Source organism: Cytophagales bacterium (assembly GCA_033344775.1).
In the GTDB taxonomy this organism is placed as follows: Bacteria; Bacteroidota; Bacteroidia; order Cytophagales; family Cyclobacteriaceae; genus JAWPMT01.
Window position 1 is genome coordinate 946,821 of sequence record JAWPMT010000005.1, and the last position, 19,125, is coordinate 965,945.

The window sequence follows — 19,125 nt, forward strand, 5'->3', positions numbered from 1 at the left end:
AAAAGCATAGAAATCAGGCAGGCAGAACCTGCCTGATAATCAAACTATCTATTTTGTTTGTATGAAGAAGATTGTTGAAGATTAGTGGGGAGGCTGAAAAAATACCTCCCCCTTAATCAACCTAATCACAATTGATTTTTAATTGACATCCCACCAAATGCGGGTCAGGAAATCATCAGGACCTTGATTAGCAATTGCCGCTGAATAATTATCAGGATTACCTCCGATTTCACCTTCTGGGTATCTCATTCTCCTAGGAATCACTCCACCGGTTACGTTACCCGAATAATTTACAGGAGTAAGTGCTGGGAAACCGGTTCGTCTCCAATTAGACCATGACTCCATGTGATTGAAATAAGTCGCTGCCCAATACTGCTCACCAATCAGTCTCATTTTATCAGCATCAGAAGCGGAAGAAAAGTCAAGGCTGGCGATGTAAGCATCAGTCGCTGCGGCATCAGCCACCAATGAAGCATCGTAAACTGTCCAACTCCCAATCGCTGCTCTTACAGCATCATTAAATAAGTCATCTGCACTTGCTGTGCCGACATTCCAACCCATCAACGTAGCCTCAGCAAGCAGTAAGTTTACCTCAGCAAAGCTTTGAAGCATCATTGGTTCGTCATAATCATAAAGCAATGGATTCAGGAATGAATACAGGTTATTGGTGAATTCACTGGGGTCAGTGATTACGCCATCAGCCTGTGCTCTGGCAATGATCGTTTCTGAATCGAAGCCATTTGGTAACCCAATTTGATTGGCAGGATCGGTATCCCAAGATCCGGGATCAGAAGGATCTCCAACGCCTCCGCTGATGATCATCAAACGAGGATCTCCGCCATCTCTCATCCAGTTGATGAAAGTTTCACTGGGTCGGGCATTCGCAAGCTCTCCACCATTTCCTGGACGGAATACTTCAGAATTACCATTTCTATTGATTCCTCCACCATCTAAATGCTGAACATAAGCATTATCGGCATTGGAAGTAAATACCCCTGCTGAATGGTTAGCGGCTTCCTCAACAACACTTCGAGCCCTGGCTTCATCCACATTGGACATACGCATTCCAATCCTAACAAGCAGGGAGTTCGCCCATCGTTGCCAACTAGCTACATCTCCTCCATAAATCACATCCTGAGCGCCAAGCGCATCGCCTGTAGCATCTAATTCATCTCTGGCTGCTCGCAAGTCGGTGACCAACAGTTCAAAAACTTCACTTTGGCTTTCGTAAGCAGGAAACCAATTTTCCTGACCATCCAGTCCTCTTCCTGCTTGCAGGTAAGGAATATCACCATACACATCTGTTAATCGTTGCAACGTGAAGCTTCTGGAAATTGAAGCCACCGCGTGCAGATTTTCACTTCCTGCAACACCCGCTGATCGATCAACAACGTGGGTCAGGGATTTCAACACATCTGGATAATAACGATCCCAAAGTGACGCGCTGTAACCGGCGTTGTAGAGATATTTATCTCCTGACCAGTATCCTGCTAAGGAAGCATTGTGCTGAATCATCGTAGAGCTGTAGATCAGATTCAATCTCCACATTTCATATCTCGTACCTGACATTCTTAGCTGACCTTCGGCCAACACAAATGAAAGGTCTATGTCATTCGATGCATTGGGGTTCACATTCAAATCCAACAAGGCATCATTGTCGCAGGCAGAGATGCTGAGCATCAACACAGCAAATACCGCAATTAATGTTTTATTTCTCATCATGATATTATTGATCTCTTAAAACGTAACTGATAAATTGAACCCAACATTTCTGGTTGCTGGTAGTGCAAAGAATTCCAGACCTTGCGTGCGCGAGCCACTAGCATAAGAAGACTCAGGGTCAATATTTGGCACATCTGACCAAAGCAACAATAGATTTCTTCCTACGAACGACAAGCTTGCTGTCTCAATTGGAAGGTTAGCCAATGCGGATCTTGGAATGGTATACCCAAGCGACAACTCTCTTAACTTACCGAAAGAGGCATCGTACACGAAGTTGTTAGTAATGTCATTGTATCGACCATAATAATCATCTACGTCTTCCGGAGCGATATTAACCGTCAATGACTCGCCCGCTTCGTCTACTCCTGTTACAGTCAATCCGCTTTCTCGACCGACTACTGTCTCTTCATGCAAACCAAATCCATAAGCCAACAAATTGGTTCCAGACATCACTGAACCACCGCTTCTCATATCTATGAGGATACTCAAGTCAAAGTCCTTGTATCGCACGGAGTTTCTCAATCCAGCACTGAATGGGTGACGTCCTTCGCCTAGGATCTCGAATTGCTCACTTCTTACAGGGAAGCCATTCGCATCGTATACAGGCTGACCATTAATTTGTCTGTGTCTGTAACCTGCGATAATACCAAGAGGTTGACCCACATAATGTCGGATACTCTCCTGCAATGTTCTCGCAGCATCAAGGTTCAGGAATTCGATAGGTTCTCCTTGCGCGTTCTCTCCCAGACTGATTACTTCACTGATGTTGTTCGCCATGTTGAAAGAGACATCCCAGGAGAATGCACCTGTTCTTACCGGAGTAGCGTTGATCAACAACTCAATACCCTGATTGGTCAACTCGCCAATATTGATCAGCGTCGTTCCAAATCCTGAAGTAGAAGAAATTGAGGTTTGCAGGATATCATCTGTTGTTTTTCGAGAGTAGTAGCCAACATCAATACCGACACGGTTATCGAACAATCTCAGATCCAGTCCTATTTCAAATTCCTGGGAAGTATAAGGCTGAAGTCCTGCATTAGGAATTGACCCGTTGGTGATTCTTCCAAGCGTAGCTCCATTGTGCTGCTCTCCAAGCAGGCTATAGGTTTGAGCCAATTGATATGGATCGGGAGCTCCACCACCTACTTGTGCCCATGAAGCACGTATCTTACCGAAAGTAACTGCACTCGGCAAAGACATCATATCTGAAACAACAACACTTAAACCAACGGAAGGGTAAAAGATGCTATTTGAACCTTCAGCAAGTGTAGAAAAGTTATCCTGACGTCCTGTAAAATTCAGGAACAGATAACCATTGTAACTAAAGTTGGCCTGGCCGAAAATAGAGTTGATACCAAACTCCGAGAAGTTGTAAGTATAGGTTTGGTTCGCGATGTTAGTCACCGATGAGAAGAACGGAATATTGAAATCGTCTCCACCAATTCTGGTGCTTTCATCTGATCTGCGCATTCTGTTCCCTCCAAGGAGAATGTCTATTTCGAAATTATCGAATGCTCGATTAGCGCCAATCAGCACATCAACGTTGTTTTCACGCAATTTTCTTGTCGTCAGGTTAAAATCTCCACGAGGCTTAAAGGCAGTCCCATATCCGGTAGTGCTCTCACTGGTTACGGAAACCAGGTCTGTACCGATTCTACCCTGAACATACAACCAATCCGTAATGTCATACCTCAAAGAAGCATTACCCAGGATTCGATCTTTATCATCGAAGCGTCTCCATTGGTACGCTGCCCAGTAAGGGTTTTGAGCAAAAACATTGCCCTGGTGTTGCAATTCCGTTCCATCTGCATTCGCACCTAATTTGTTAGGATCTCCTTTTAAGCTTTCGAAGCTGATGGCTGGTGATTTCAATAGCGCAGTAAAATTCGCATTACCCGGTGAATCTGATAACCTGGGACGGTTCTTCGCCTTTTCATTCGAATACTGAATAGAAACCCTCGTTGTAAGTGGCCCATGATTTCCAGAAAGATTGGCGGAAAGAAGCCGTCGGTCGAAACCAGAATTAGGAACAATGTCTTCATTATTCAACTCCGATGCTGAGAATCTGTAGGTCATACTTTCGCCTCCACCTGAAAGGGCCAGGGTATTGGTCCAGGTATATCCTGTGCGGTAGAAATCATTCAGACCTTCGCCAGTATCGGAATAAGGTCTTTCAACCCCATCAAATTGAACTACATTGGTTCCATCCAATCTCGCACCCCATGAATTTTGACCATTTTCTAAAGCACTTGCCTGATTCGTTGGCTTCTGACCATTCTGACCATGACCATATTGGTTCTGCCACTCAGTTAGATCATTCACACGATCTACGGTGAAATTTGAGTTGTAAGAGATTCCAATACCTTGTTGTGCTTTACCAGATTTAGTGGTAATCAAAATCACACCATTGGCAGCTCTTGCTCCATAAAGTGCCGCAGCGGTATTTCCTTTCAAAACAGAGATATTCTCAATATCATCAGGGTTTATCGAAGAAAGTCCATCTCCACCATCGTTACCACCCCAGAGACCAGCAGCTCCAAGGTTCGTATTGTCAATGGGCATACCATTAACCACATAAAGTGGTTGATCATTTCCTGATAAAGATGATCCACCTCGAATCACAACTCGACTGGATCCAGCTGCGCCGGAAGCCGGAGTAGAAACGTTGACTCCAGCCACTTTTCCAGTTAGGGCTGCTCCAAGGTTAATCGCTCTTGATTTGGTGAATTGATCACCGTCTACTTCAGTAACAGAATATCCGAGCGCCTTTTGTTCTTGCTCCAGACCGAAAGCAGTAACTACTACCTCATCCAGTGCCTCCACATCGTACTGCAAGGTGATATCTACAACTGATCTCGATCCTACGGAGACTTCTTGAGATTTAAAGCCCACATAGCTTACGACGAGTGTTGCATTCGATGCCACGGTAATTCTATAATTACCATCTACATCTGTTACTGCTCCATTACTCGTCCCTTTTTCTAAAATGGTCACCCCTGGCAGAGGCTCTCCATCATCCCCGGTAATCCGTCCGGATACGTCTGTTTGCGCCCTGAGTGAAAATGTCAGGGCAAGCAAACAAGTGATTGCAAGTAAAGTTTTCTTCATGATTTAGATTTTAAGTTCAGGAACTCGATGGTAATGTTAGCAAGCTCCGGCAAAAAAACAAAGACATTCCTGCAAAAACATGCAATTAATAAAATGCAAATACGGAAAATAGCGCAAATCAATACCCAGCAATGAAGAAGTATTTTTACTATTTATACTCATATATTAATATTATTACATTACAATCGTTTTCCGCGTATGCGCCATTAAGCGCATAATTCAATCATTGATTTGCATGTTTATGCGTTTTTATATTGATTTACTAAAGAATTGATTGATTTGTGATCATGACGATGGAATCATAACTATGCCTTTGGAAACAGTAGACATGCGCGTATGCTAAAACAGGAACGGCAAGAACTCATTCTTTCAGAAATAACCGCACAGAACAAAGTGCATTCGGCTGACCTCAGTCTGAAGCTGAATGTTTCAGAGGATACCATACGTAGAGACCTGAAAGAGCTTGCGGATCAGGGATACGTCAAAAAGGTACACGGAGGCGCCATGGCTAATCCTGTAGGCCCGCAATCCATCCAACAAGAATCCATTTCTCATGAATCGGAGCGTCAGGTTTTGATCAACAAATGTCTGCCACTGATTCGCCCTCATGGCATATTGATCATAGAAGGAACCGAAACTGCTGCCTTACTTGCAGAGCAATTGCCTTCCGATCTCTCATTGACCGTATTTACGAATTCACTGCCTGTAGCCAACCGATTGCTACATGTCCATCATGTAGACACGCACTTCATAGGAGGGAAAATTTCCGTCAAGCACCAAGGAACCATGGGAACGGAGGTCATTCAGAACCTGGCAGATATTCAAGCTGATCAATGTTTCATGGAATTTTCAGGCATTCATCCTGAAATTGGCATCACTGCTGCGGACCGTGAATATGCCATTACTCTAAAAGCGATTCTGAAATCTTCGACAGAATTAATTGGCCTGAGCCTCTCAAAAGACATTGGAACCATGCAGCCCTTCCGGGTAGCCACTACAGATAAACTATCTAAACTGGTGACAGAGCTAGAACAACCCAACAAACAAGTTGCTACTTTCCTGGATAAAGGCGTAGATGTGCTGTAATAAAGCTTTCTTATGAATTTGAAAACTGCTTCCATATTTATATATCTCACCTTATTCCTCGCCGGATTAACTAGCCTTGCCCAAACTCCGGCGGATTATGTAAATCCGTTCATTGGTACAACCAATTATGGCGCCACTCATCCCGGGGCTCAATATCCGCACGCCATGGCTTCCGTCAGCCCATTCAACGTGGCATTCAAGAAAGAAGAAGGCAACATCCATGAGAAAGACAGTGAGTGGAATTCGCGGGTCTATATCCATGAACACAAGTACCTGACCGGATACAGCCATGTCAACCTAAGTGGTGTCGGGTGTCCTGAACTCGGGAGTATCCTAACCATGCCAACACACGGACCACTAGAGCTCAATCCAGAAATGTATGCCACAACCTATCAAAATCAGGAAGCCAAGCCGGGGTATTTCACCCATGACCTGGACCAACATCAAACGAAAGTTGAATTAAGCAGCACTCTACGCGCTGGAATTAGCAGATATACTTTTCCCAAGGGAGAAAACAACATCCTGATCAATCTGGGACTTGGCCTGACGAACGAGACCGGGGCCATGATCAAAGTAGTGTCTGAACAAGAAGTGGAAGGTTACAAAACAATTGGCACGTTTTGCTACCATGCCGAAGATGTAAGACCCATCTATTTCGTCGCTCGTCTAAGCAAACCAGCAAAAAACTATGGCGCCTGGAAGAAAATGCCCAAATACTACGCTGTAGAAGGGGATTGGGTAAAATACAATGACACGTATAAACCCTATAATCAATACGCTTATGAATTACCGGGTGAAAACGTAGGCGCCTATTTTTCCTTCGATACGGAAGATCAGGAACAGATCACGGTAAAAATCGGCATCTCCTATATCAGCATTGAAAATGCCAGAGCCAATCTGGATCAGGAAATCCCTGATTTTGATTTTGACAGAGTTGCCCAAGCTTCTTACGACCGATGGAATGAACTCCTTAGCAGGATCCAGGTTGAAGGGTCCGAAGAAAACAAAACGATCTTCTACACGGCATTGTATCATTCGCTGATCCATCCCAACATCATTCAGGATGTAAATGGGGAGTTTCCTTTGATGTCAAAACCAGGTATTGGCAAAACACAAGACCGGAATCGGTATTCTGTATTTTCCCTTTGGGATACTTATAGAAATGTACATCCTTTTCTGAGCCTGATTTATCCGGAACTTCAATCAGAAATGGTAAATACCATGGTGGACATGTATACTGAAAGCGGCTGGATGCCCAAATGGGAATTGGCCGGCATGGAAACCGGCGTGATGGTCGGCGACCCGGCGGCTCCAGTGATCGCAGACACTTATTTGCGCGGGATTAAGGACTTTGACATCAATAAGGCCTACGAAGGGTTATTGAAAGCTGGTGAGACGGGTGAAAACAACCTCCTACGTCCAGATCATCAAGCTTATCTGGAGTTAGGATATGTACCTGTCGATAATGAGGATCAGTGGGGTGGCTCGGTTTCTACTTCTCAGGAATACTACATTTCTGATTGGAACATCGCGCAGTTAAGCAAAGCCCTAGGCAATCAGGATAACTTCAAAAGTTACCAACAGCGATCCATGGGTTATAAAAAACTATTTGATGGCAGTACAGGCATGTTGCGCCCAAAACAAGCCAATGGTTCCTGGTACAGTCCATTCAATCCGGATTTGGGAAAGAACTTCGAACCAGCCGTAGGATACGTAGAAGGGAGCGCGTGGAATTACCGTTTTTACGTCCCACATGATATGCCCGGATTGATCAAACTCAATGGTGGCCCTAGAAAATTCACAGAAGCGTTACAAAAAACCTTTGATCTGGATCATTTCGACATGGCCAATGAGCCGGACATCACCTACCCATTCTTATTCAACTATGTAAAAGGTGAAGAGTGGCGCACCCAAAAAACGGTGAAGGAACTGATCAGCAAACACTACACTAATGCTCCAGGCGGAATTCCTGGTAATGATGACACAGGAGCTTTATCGACGTGGCTATTGTACAGCATGATGGGCATTTATCCGGTGTGTCCCGGTGATATGGATTATGCCTTGTTTACGCCTTCCTTTGATAAAGTGACCATTCAACTCAATGAGAAATATTACGGAAATAGCGAAATTGTCTTACAAACTGACCGTGAAAGCGACAGCAGTTCATTCATCAATCGGATGTCATTGAATGGAAAACCATACAAAAGCTACTTTTTATCTCATCAAGACCTGACCAAAGGAAATACATTCACTTTTCACCTGATCGATAAGCCTAAAAAGTAAATGCAGCGGATTAAGTCAAGTTTATGTTATGCATTGATCACCGGACTCGCCTGGTCTTGTGGACCATCAGCTGCTGATTTGAGTGAGAACAATGGCCCCTTGTTCACTCAGCTTACCCCGGCAACAACCGGCATTACTTTCAATAATAAAGTAACTGACGAAAAAGAACATAACATCCTTCTGTACGCCAATTACTATGGAGGAGCGGGTATTGGTGTAGGGGATTTCGACAAAGACGGACTACCCGACTTATACTTCGCGGGGAATTTGGTCAACGATCAACTTTATCACAACCAGGGAGACTTCAAGTTCGAAGACATCTCTGCCTCCGCTGGGCTTGAAAACACGGGCAGCTGGTCTTCTGGCGTAATAATAGGTGATGTGAACGGTGACGGATGGGATGACATTTATGTAACCTGTGAACTGTACGATGACCAACCTGAACTACGCGCCAATAAACTGTACATAAATCAGGGTGATCTCACCTTTAAGAATGAAGCAGCCTCGTGGGGAGTGGCAGACACAGCCAGAACCCGACATGCGACCTTCCTGGATTATGACCAGGACGGAGATCTGGATCTTTTTGTGCTCAATCAACCTCCAAATCCCGGCAACTACTCTGCATACAAAGAGGCAGATTTAACAAAGGAGGAGTATTCTTCGCGACTTTACCAGAATACTGGATCTAAATTCATTGATGTAACCGAACAGGCTGGCGTGCTAAAATCAGGCTTCCCCAACAGCGTGGTAGCGACGGACCTGGACAAAGACGGCTATACGGACCTCTACATTGCAAATGACTTTGATGCACCGGATTTCCTTTATCACAACAATGGCGATGGCACTTTTACAGATATACTAAAGACTTCTACGGGTCACACTTCTTTTTACAGCATGGGAGTTGATGCCGCGGACATCAATAATGATGGTTGGCAAGATTTGATGGTACTGGACATGGTTGCGGAAGATAATTTTCGGCTTAAGGCCAACATGAGTGGCATGGATCCTGACAATTTCTGGAAAGTGGTGAGAAATGGCGGGCATTACCAGTACATGTTCAATACACTCCTTCTTAATCGTGGACAAAACACGTTTGGAGACATAGCACAATACGCCGGTATCGCCGCGACAGACTGGAGCTGGTCCAACCTTTTTGCTGATTTGGACAATGATGGTTTGAAGGATTTATATGTCACTAATGGATTGGTACGCGACATTCGGAATACGGATGCTCAAAAAGAATTCACCAGGCATGTAGTAGAAACCTCCGTCAAATTCATTGAAGCCTTTCCGGATTCCTCCAATATTTCCATGATTGACATCATTGACTTAGAAGAATCGCTTAAGATCATCCCTTCTGAAAAGCTCACCAATTATGCTTATCGGAATACTGGCTCGGCCGCTTTTGAAAAGATCACAGAAGTCTGGGGGCTAAATCAAAAGTCTTTTTCGAATGGCTCTGCTTATGCCGATTTGAATAATGATGGCCATCTGGACTTGATCGTTAGTAACATCAATGAAGAAGCATTCATCTTCAAGAATGAAGGCGCTGTGGTAAGCAAAAACCACTTTATCAGGATCAAACTGGAAGACCCCAGCAAGCATACGACCCTTGGAACAACTGTGATGGCTGAAGTTAACGGAGCTAAACAGTACATCACCACAACCAGTGTTCGGGGCATGTATTCCTCCAGTGAACAGATCGTACACTTTGGCATTGGTAAGGCTGAGTCGGTGGACCACATCGAAATTACCTGGCCTGATGGCTCGATTACCACACAATCAAATATCCCAGCAGATCAAGTATTGACCATTACTAAAGCCAAAACGACTGATCCGAAAAAGTCTACTAAACCCACACTTTTTCAGGCACAAAAAGATGCCAAAGGATTGGAATTCAAACATCAGGAAAACTACTTCGATGACTATCGTTTTCAGGTATTGCTCCCACATGAATTATCACACTTCGGCCCAGCCATGGCAGTGGCAGACGTGAATGGTGATGGCTTGGAAGACCTGTTTATCGGGGGTGCGTCGGGGCAGACCGGCAGTCTACTCCTACAAAGCGGTAATGGTAGTTTCCGAAAAGCTACCCAACAACCCTGGCAGCAACAGTCCATCATGGAAGATGTGGATGCCGTGTTCTTTGATGCAGATCAGGACGGAGATCAGGACTTATATATCGGTAGCGGTGGCAATGAATTTGAGGCCAACCATTTTTTCTACACAGACCGGCTGTACGTCAATGATGGATCAGGCTCTTTCAAATATGCAGCCGATCGTTTACCAGAATTGCACATCAGTACAGGAGTTGTACTTCCCTTTGATTACGATGCAGATGGAGATCAGGATTTGTTCGTCGGAGAGCGTTTCATTCCCAGGGACTATCCCGCGCCGGGATCCGGATACGTGCTTCAAAATGAAAACGGCCAATTCAGAAATGTGACGAATCGACTCGCTCCTGATTTCGCGAAACTAGGTTTGATCACAGATGCCATTTCAACGGATCTGGATCAAGATGGCAATGCAGATCTGTTGATCACAGGTGAGTGGATGACTCCCAAAGTATTCCTGAATAAAGACAATGGCTTTATTGACCAAACTGCTGCCTTTGGTCTGGATTCCCTGCATGGCTGGTGGTTCAGCATTCAACAAGCAGATTTCGATCAGGACGGTGACATGGATTTCATTTTGGGTAATTTGGGAAACAACTATAAATATCAAGCCACCATAAACGAACCCTTCGAAGTATACTACAATGATTTTGATGGCAATGGCTCCAAAGACATTGTACTGAGCTACTACAATTTTGGGAAGCAATATCCGGTAAGAGGTAAGTCTTGCTCCACTCAGCAGGTTCCGGATCTCTCAAAGAAATTTGATACCTATGAAATGTTTGCTGCCTCAGGATTGAATGATATCTATGAACCAGAAAAGCTTCAGGGAGGATTGCATTTGATGGCCAGTCATTTTGAAAGTGTGATCATCAAGAATAAAGGCAACAATAAACTGGAAGTAACAGCACTCCCTGCGCCTGCTCAATGGGCACCTATCATGGATTTCACCATCAATGATTTCAATCAGGATGGAAACCCGGACGTGGTATATGGAGGAAATTTATACGTTTCTGAAATCGAAACCAGTCGTGCAGACACAGGCATCGGTGGACTATTACTCGGTGATGGCAAAGGGAATTTTGAAGCCGTTCCAGCAAGAGAAAGCGGCATCTACGTTCCAAAAGACATCCGTGAGATTGAACAAGTTTCCGTCGGTGGAAAAGAAGTGTTGGTCTTCGCTACAAACGATGATGAATTGGTCAACCTGGAAAGGACATTACGATGAAAATACAAATTCTTGGATTTTGCACACTTCTAGCATACCTACCCCTCTGGAGCCAACAGTACGAAGGCTACCAGTTCAATCCGGAAAAGTATGTTGCGCATCGCAGTATTGCTTCACTTGAAGTAGACGGCAAATTGGATGAAGAGAGCTGGAAGCAGGCGGACTGGACCAACGATTTCGTAGACATAGAAGGAGATCATGCCCCTGCTCCTCCTTATCGACAAACCCGGATCAAAATGCTCTGGGACGATGACTATCTCTACATCGGGGCAGAAATGATCGAACCCGATATTTGGGCAACCTATACCGAGCGGGATGCTGTCATATTTCATGAAAATGACTTTGAAGTGTTTATCGATCCGGATGGAGATTCTCACAACTACTACGAACTTGAAATCAATGCATTAGGCACTATCTGGGATTTGATTTTGCTTAAGCCCTACCGCGATGGTGGACCCGCATTGAATGCCTGGGACATTGCCGGATTAAAAAGTGGTGTACATGTTTATGGTACATTGAATGACCCCTCAGACGAAGACGAGAAATGGACGGTTGAACTGGCATTCCCCTGGGCCATGCTCAAAGAAGCTGCCAAACCGAGCCGCAGACCCGAAGACGGTGAGCAATGGCGTATGAACTTCTCCCGAGTACATTGGAGGATCAAAGCAGAAAATGGCGTTTACGTCAAAGAAACTGATCCAACAACAGGAAAGAACCTATCCGAATTCAATTGGGTATGGTCAGAACAAGGGAAAATTGCCATGCACCAGCCAGAGACTTGGGGTTATGTCCAGTTTTCTGAAACTCCAGTTAATGAAAAGAAAGTGGCGTTCATGACCTCATCTACTGAATCCGTAAGGTGGTCTTTGTATCAGTATTACTATGCACAAAGAGCACATTTCCAATCCAATGGTAGCTATGCCGCATCGATTGATGCTTTAGCGCTTCAAGCCAGCCATCGAAAAGCATTGTCCTCATTTTTATCTGTAACTGTAAGTCACATTTCCTTTGACGCCATTTACCGCGAGGGAAAAACTATCCTTTCTATTGATCAGGAAGGCAAACTCCAAAACCTGAGCCAACCATGAAGAAACGCTCCTTCTTAAAAAATACAGCACTCGCCTCCGTGGGGCTGTCCACCGGATCTCTCGTCTGGCAGTCTTGTACTCCCAGCACCACCCAAACTGATAAATCGGCAACAAGTGATCCTTTGACGAAGAATTGGGCCTGGATCAAGCCGCCCTCACTTTGGAAGATGGACCATTGGAAAAGTAAATTGGCACTTGCTAAGGAGAGCGGCATTGATGCCATTGTTTTGGAGTGTTATAATTCCAATGCAACCATTTATCCGCATTTTAACGAAGATGTGCCCATGCGTGATAATTTGCTTCAGGACATCATTCAGATCTGTAAGTCCAATGACCTGGAGATCCATACCTGGATGTGGACGGTTCCTTGCAACATTCCTCAAATTATCCTCAAACACCCGGACTGGTATGCCGTGAATGGCTTGGGACAACCGGCACATACACACCCTGCCTATGTGAATTACTACAAGTTTCTGGACCCATGCCATCCTGAAGTACAGGAATTTATCGCAGGTAATGCCCGGTCGCTTGCACAGGTCGAGGGATCAGATGGCGTTCATCTGGACTATGTACGTTTACCGGACGTGATCCTCGCGGAAGCCCTTCAGCCAACTTACGACATAGTTCAGGATAAGGAGTATCCGGAATACGATTACAATTACTCAGAGCATGCCCGAACCCAGTTCAAAGAACAGACGGGTATCGATCCGCTGAAAGACCTGAAAGATCCTGCTGCTCATGCTGAATGGCGCCAGTTCCGGTACGATAGTATCACCAATCTGGTGAATAATCACCTGCTACCAGAGATCAAAAAGGAGGGTAAAATGGCAACAGCTGCTGTTTTCCCCAACTGGGAAAGTGTACGTCAACAATGGCATAATTGGGAGTTGGATGCTTATTTACCCATGCTCTACCATGGTTTTTATAACCGAGACATTGATTTCATCGAAGAGCATACGAAAAAAGCACTGGCCAGACTAGATGGAAAAGCACCCGTTTATAGTGGCTTGTACATGCCGGATATCCAGCCGGAGCAAATGGCAGCTGCGCATCAACATGCTCTGTCCGCAGGTGCTAAAGGCATTTCAATCTTCGCATTGGAAAACACAACCGAGCCTCAGTGGGCAAGCCTGAAAGAAACACTCAAGAAGAAAGCATAACGTGATTGTGAATGATCAATAAGGAGCCTTTTATTGAAGTAAATCACCCGGAACAAGCCTGCTGGGAGGGATGGGAAGCCATTGCCTATGAGCTCAACCGGGCTGTCCATGCATTGAACAAAAACAAGGTTGTGATTGCAGTAGATTGTTTTCAAGGAACGTATACCGACATCAACCTGAATGCACTTAAAGAATCCCTGATTCCTGATACTTCCTGTCAAACCAAAGATCTCTATCGAAGCGAACGTGAAATTCGCAACCTGGTCAGTAAAGATCTCAATATCAAAACAGGTGTATCAAAAGTATCCACACACAGCATTGAAGACTATTTTGATCCGGAAAAACTAGCGGCCATTCGCACGAATATGAACCTGCTCGAATCAGGTATCATCCTGATCCATGGAACGGGTGCAAGCAAAGTCCTGAAGGCAGATATTGTGATCTACTCTGATATCTCTCGATGGGAAATATTCCAGCGCTTCCGTAGGAATGATATTTCGAATCTGGGCGTCTCCAATAAGACAGATCATTTCGATGACCAATACCGATGGGGATACTTCATTGACTGGCGCATTTGTGACAAGATCAAAAAGCAGCTGATTGGAAGTTGTCAGTATTTCATGGAAAGCAACAACTGGCAAAAACCTAAGCTAGCAAATGGTGACGTGATGAGGGCTGGGTTTGATCAGGCTACCCGACAACCTATCTTCATGGCCCCCTTCTTTGATCCTGAACTTTGGGATCAGCAATCCATTCATGACCTGAAACAGGAAGATTTCGAATGGGGATTTAATTGCGATATAGAGGAAGACAATGTCCTGCTCCGTATCAGCAACAGCCTTTTTGAAACACCAGCCATTAATCTGGTTTACTATCAGGCCTCTAAACTATTAGGTGACTCAGTGTACCGCAAGTTCGGATCGGATGTACCTGTAAAGTTGAATTTCGTCGACGGCACTGAAGACGGCAATCATTTAAGTCTGGACATTTATCCAGGCGCAGATCACCTGATGGATCACTATGGCCTGCGCTATCAGCAAGTGGAGAATTACTACATCATGAATGCCAAGCGAAAGGCCCGGATGTATGTTAATTTAAAAGAGAGTGTGACCGAATCTGAATTTAAAACTGCCCTGACCTCTGAGAAAACCAATGACGTCACTTCTCTGCTAAACTTCATCAATCTGGACAAGCACGATCACCTGGCCATTCCTCAAGAAACGCTTCACAGCAATGGCAATCAGGCCATTATGCTACACATCAGCACAGCCCCACAAATCTTCAAATCGATCTTATTCAAGGATAAAGGTGAAAAACCTAAGCTTACGGCTAGAAGCGAAACTTTGATCAGCGAAGTGGCACGACATCAGCGCAGGAAAGTAGTTAAGAATAACTTCCATATCCTGGATGGCCCAATCCATGAAGAATTGCTCTCTCCCGATGAAAACTCACAAATGTGCTTATCAAGGATCTGGTTTGATAAAGAACTCATACAGGAAACGAATGGTATTTTCCAGATCTACAACCTGATTGAAGGAAGCGAGATCATCGTCGAAGGACATCAAAAAGAATTCAAGCCATTCAGCGTACATTATGCCGAGACCTTTTTCATTCCTGCCGGAGTAAGCAAATTCGTGATTAAGTCTGCTTCTCCTTCGAGGGTGGGATTGTTAAGGGTGAGGCCGAATGTCTAGCTTCCTGCCTCGCCGGCGGGCGACAGGCTCAGCTTACTATTCGACAGGCTCAAATTGACAATTGATTTCATCCCTTTCCACCAAAAACATCGAGCAAAACGCCAACCAAAACAATGACTAACGAACCAGTCAAGGTCCCAAAGAAATAAGCAAAACAGCTTTTGAGATAACTCCCTACTTTGCGCTTGTTGAAGAAATCCCCAATGGCCCAGGTGGAATACAGAAGTACAATTAAAAATGTTGTACCATAACTCTCAAAACCAGTGATGCTTTCAACAATACCGGAAAAAGTGAAAATCAGATTACCCATTCCGATGGTGAAAAACATCAGGATAAAGATCTCATATATGTTGAATTCCGACTTTCGAAAAAACAGCTTTGCCCAAAAACCGATAAAGAAACCCATCAGTATATTGACGATGCCAAAATGCTCTCCTGCCCATTCGAATGCTTTTGTTATACCGGGGCTACCCAGGTCTTGCGTTTGTGTACCAGTCTTGAACCCGAGCACTTGATGAGCGATAACGAAAACCAAGGAACTGAAAATCACAAAAATGACTGGCTTTACTAGTCTATCTCTGTCGTGCTGCAAGAATATCCGAACCGTGTTTCCTGGCCTTAGAAATAATTCCTTTATCGTATAAAGGATCCCTTTATCAAAGTTCAATACACGTGTCAGCTCTCGTAGAATATATTTCCCATCTATGCGTTCTAAATTTCTTTCCGTTTGGGTTTTTCCTTCAGGTTGATCTTTCATTTATCTCAAATGCCACAGGTTATCAAGTAGTTGTTTTGACGATTATCTTCACAAGATACACCCTCCTTTTCAAAGAATAAGAAGCAATCTACCTCTCTGTGCCAATACAGAACACAGATAACTAGGTTTCCGAAAATTCAACCTCCGTTTCTATTGGGCTGGCATTTTTTGCAATGATATAACTCAAAAAACCTCCAAGAGCAGCACCAAATATGGCAAAAAGATAGGCGCCTATTCCTTCTCCTAAAAGTATTACCCCAATGACCGCACCTATCACCTCAAAACTTAACCACATCACCACCATTAAGAGTACGAAGAGTAATGGTTTTCGACCCTTTTCTCGAATAATCTTGCTTATTGATTTCCCTAAACTGACAATTGCTATGATCTCTAACATGTGTTGTTTACTTTAATTGAATTACAAGCCCTAATCGGGCTAGTTGTTTATCAAATCTAAAATAAACGAATTCCTGTTAGCATGCAACCGTGCTTCAGAATGAAACTTCTTGTTCCGCCATCATTAACTTCTCGTGATATACCTCTGCTCTTGCATTGGCATTGATATCAATCAACAAAATAGCCACCATCATGAAAATGGTTGTGATACCGATGGCCCTCCACAGCGGTGTATTCAGAAAAACAATGAGTAAAGCTGCAGCAACAATAATGAAAGGAATAACCTTGAAAACGATGCTCTGATACTCTCCCATGGCTTTCTCCATGCGTATAATTTCGGACTTCACAAAAGCACTTGCATCAGTATTGTAGTCCGATTCAAAGCTTGCCAGCCTGGTCTGATTGGAGTACACTAATCCGATCCCAATGGTCAGCAGTAAAGCACCGGCTACAACAGGAGGCACGATGAATGCTTTGGCCATTTCTGTTTTGCCCAATTGCCAAAACCCGATCGCAACCACGGTAAAAATGATTCCGAATAGGATGAAAAACCTTGCGGAAAAAACCTCGTCTTTGGCCCATTCTGTGGCCGCTTTTAATATTTCCATGTTTCTTAAATTAAAACTTTTTGATCAATGCTGGCTAGTACCAATCGCGCTGGGACTAAAACCAAAAGCCTTTTTGAAAGCGAATGAAAAATGCGAAAGATTCTCAAAACCCGCTGCCAGGTATACTTCTGTAGCCTTCTGCTTCTCGACTTTAATTTTTTGATACGCCAGGTCCAGCCTTTTCTGAGTCAGCCACTTTCTTGGGGTTAGCTGAAAAGTCTTCTTAAAATCTGATTTGAAAGTGGTCAGACTTCTGCCGGTGAGAAAGGCAAATTTTTCCAATGGCAGGTTATACATAAAATGCTCTTCCATGTACTGTTCAATATCTATTTTACCTATCTCACTGAATGTGCCTAAAATCGAACTGACCCGTTTATCTACTTCATCGATAATAGTAAGGGCTTCCTGAATTTTGATCGCGACCAGTACACCTGGCAGTTCATCTTGTCTTTCAAAATAGGAGAATAAGGATTCAAAGAAGCTATCTAGCAACGGATGAGGATTGATTGGCCTTTGTTTCGCGATATCCTCTCCCGGACTATCGAGTATTGCACGGTCCACATAAAATTCCCGCAATTGCTCCTCTGGTAGCAGCATGGACACAGCTTTGAAAGGCTGCCCATTGACCGGACCCTTTACGACCCTTGTCAACTGATTTTTGGGAACCAGGATCGTGTCTCCCGCCGCGAAGTTCAGGGTATGTTGCCCATAAGAGAGGTTCATTTCTCCTGAATAAATAAACACGATGATGTGCTGGGATGAATTGTGTTCCCAGGTATATTGTTTATCCACTGACCCTGCCAGGAATACCCTTCCTTTGTCCTTTATCTCCGGTTCCATCGCATTACAATTGAAATGTTTGCCCAGTTTGCTTTTCTGAGATCGTCCATAGCTTTGAGGCTACTTCCTTGTCTCGAGCATGCGGTTCTAGTTTACATTCACCGACTGGCCCTGTCCAGTAATTTCGTCCCGTGGGTCCATAGAAGCCCTTTTGGTCCAGGTTTGGCTCTGTAGCGCACATCAATTCCGGATATGCACCTCGCTCTGCCGATTGTACAAACGGTGACAGTTTCATGAGTTGCCAAATAAATCGTGTTGCTAAACTACCGCTTGTCTTGATCAATGACGTCCTGGAAGCCCCGGGATGACAAGCATACACTTTTACATCCGTATTGCCGGCCTTTTTCAATCTATCTTGTAATTCATATACGGCCATGATCTGTGCTAATTTACTTTGACTATAAGCATCGTTTCCAGTATAGTCTTTGTCCCAGTTCATATCGTCAAACTTGATCGTCTTAAGCCCCATATTGTAACCCATGCTCCCGACAGTTACTATACGGCCCTGGGATTTTTGAATCAGCGGAAAAAGCAATGCCTGCAAGGTGAAATGACCATAGTGGTTCACCCCAAGTTGACTCTCATAACCATCAACGGTTAGCTGTTGCCTGGGCACCTGAGCAATCGCACCATTACACATGAGCGCATCAATTCGGGTTACTTTATCCAGCACCTCTACGGCAGCTATTCTAACGGAAGCTTGTACAGCCAGATCGATAAGGATAAATGATACATCGATATGATCACCAAGTTCCTCTTTCAAAAGCCTAATCACCTCTGCTGACTTTTTCGAATTGCGGTTTAGCATCACCACTTTCGCACCTTTCGAAAGCAGCATTCGGGTTGCTTCAAACCCGGTGCCGCTTGTCGTCCCAGTGATGACATACGTTTTACCAGTTAAATCTCCCATCCTTTCAGTAGTCCATCCTCGTTTACCAAATTTATTGTGATTGCTCATGATTCTTGCTTCGAATATTTCGATACAAAATTCATAAGCAACCGGAAAGAAGACTTTGCTCAAAAGTCGTTTATTGTTTGTTT

General features: G+C 44.3%; 13 protein-coding genes. 6 read left to right on the forward strand and 7 right to left on the reverse strand.

Going from position 1 to position 19,125, the window contains the following annotated elements; translation table 11 throughout:
* Positions 1-138 precede the first annotated feature (138 nt).
* Positions 139-1,722, reverse strand: coding sequence for a SusD/RagB family nutrient-binding outer membrane lipoprotein (locus R8G66_21560; protein MDW3194974.1), 1,584 nt, complete (start codon positions 1,720-1,722; stop codon positions 139-141).
* Between the two features lie 15 nt (positions 1,723-1,737).
* Positions 1,738-4,830, reverse strand: coding sequence for a SusC/RagA family TonB-linked outer membrane protein (locus R8G66_21565; protein MDW3194975.1), 3,093 nt, complete (start codon positions 4,828-4,830; stop codon positions 1,738-1,740).
* A gap of 336 nt (positions 4,831-5,166) precedes the next feature.
* Here R8G66_21565 and R8G66_21570 point away from each other — a divergent pair, with 336 nt between their 5' ends.
* From R8G66_21570 to R8G66_21595, 6 genes are read left to right on the forward strand one after another with little or no spacing between them, the layout of a single operon-like run.
* Positions 5,167-5,916 carry a DeoR/GlpR family DNA-binding transcription regulator gene (locus R8G66_21570; protein ID MDW3194976.1) on the forward strand — a complete coding sequence of 250 codons (750 nt, stop codon included), beginning with the start codon at positions 5,167-5,169 and terminating at the stop codon, positions 5,914-5,916.
* Positions 5,917-5,928: 12 nt separating this feature from the next.
* Entirely contained in the window at positions 5,929-8,199 is a 2,271-nt protein-coding gene (locus R8G66_21575) for a GH92 family glycosyl hydrolase (protein ID MDW3194977.1), read from the forward strand.
* Positions 8,200-11,541, forward strand: a complete 3,342-nt coding sequence (locus R8G66_21580) for a VCBS repeat-containing protein (protein MDW3194978.1) — start codon at positions 8,200-8,202, stop codon at positions 11,539-11,541.
* Positions 11,538-12,629, forward strand: a complete 1,092-nt coding sequence (locus tag R8G66_21585) for a carbohydrate-binding family 9-like protein (GenBank protein MDW3194979.1) — start codon at positions 11,538-11,540, stop codon at positions 12,627-12,629. The genes R8G66_21580 and R8G66_21585 overlap by 4 nt, the downstream gene beginning before the upstream one ends.
* The gene (locus R8G66_21590; protein MDW3194980.1) at positions 12,626-13,789 is read left to right on the forward strand and encodes a family 10 glycosylhydrolase; all 1,164 of its coding nucleotides are present in this window, start codon (positions 12,626-12,628) and stop codon (positions 13,787-13,789) included. Before R8G66_21585 ends, R8G66_21590 begins: the two co-directional genes overlap by 4 nt.
* 11 nt (positions 13,790-13,800) lie before the next feature.
* Positions 13,801-15,483: a hypothetical protein gene (locus R8G66_21595; protein ID MDW3194981.1), complete on the forward strand. Its 1,683-nt coding sequence runs from the start codon at positions 13,801-13,803 to the stop codon at positions 15,481-15,483.
* Between the two features lie 67 nt (positions 15,484-15,550).
* On the opposite strand, the gene R8G66_21600 is transcribed toward R8G66_21595, so the two are convergent.
* From R8G66_21600 to R8G66_21620, 5 genes are all read right to left on the reverse strand, one after another.
* Positions 15,551-16,240 carry a DUF3667 domain-containing protein gene (locus R8G66_21600; protein MDW3194982.1) on the reverse strand — a complete coding sequence of 230 codons (690 nt, stop codon included), beginning with the start codon at positions 16,238-16,240 and terminating at the stop codon, positions 15,551-15,553.
* Between the two features lie 121 nt (positions 16,241-16,361).
* Positions 16,362-16,637 (reverse strand): hypothetical protein, encoded by a 276-nt coding sequence (locus R8G66_21605; protein MDW3194983.1) that lies wholly within the window; start codon positions 16,635-16,637, stop codon positions 16,362-16,364.
* Between the two features lie 94 nt (positions 16,638-16,731).
* Entirely contained in the window at positions 16,732-17,244 is a 513-nt protein-coding gene (locus R8G66_21610) for a hypothetical protein (protein ID MDW3194984.1), read from the reverse strand.
* A 24-nt stretch (positions 17,245-17,268) separates the two neighbouring features.
* Positions 17,269-18,084: an AraC family transcriptional regulator gene (locus R8G66_21615; protein ID MDW3194985.1), complete on the reverse strand. Its 816-nt coding sequence runs from the start codon at positions 18,082-18,084 to the stop codon at positions 17,269-17,271.
* 4 nt (positions 18,085-18,088) lie between these two features.
* Positions 18,089-19,042 carry an SDR family oxidoreductase gene (locus tag R8G66_21620; GenBank protein ID MDW3194986.1) on the reverse strand — a complete coding sequence of 318 codons (954 nt, stop codon included), beginning with the start codon at positions 19,040-19,042 and terminating at the stop codon, positions 18,089-18,091.
* Positions 19,043-19,125 lie beyond the last annotated feature (83 nt).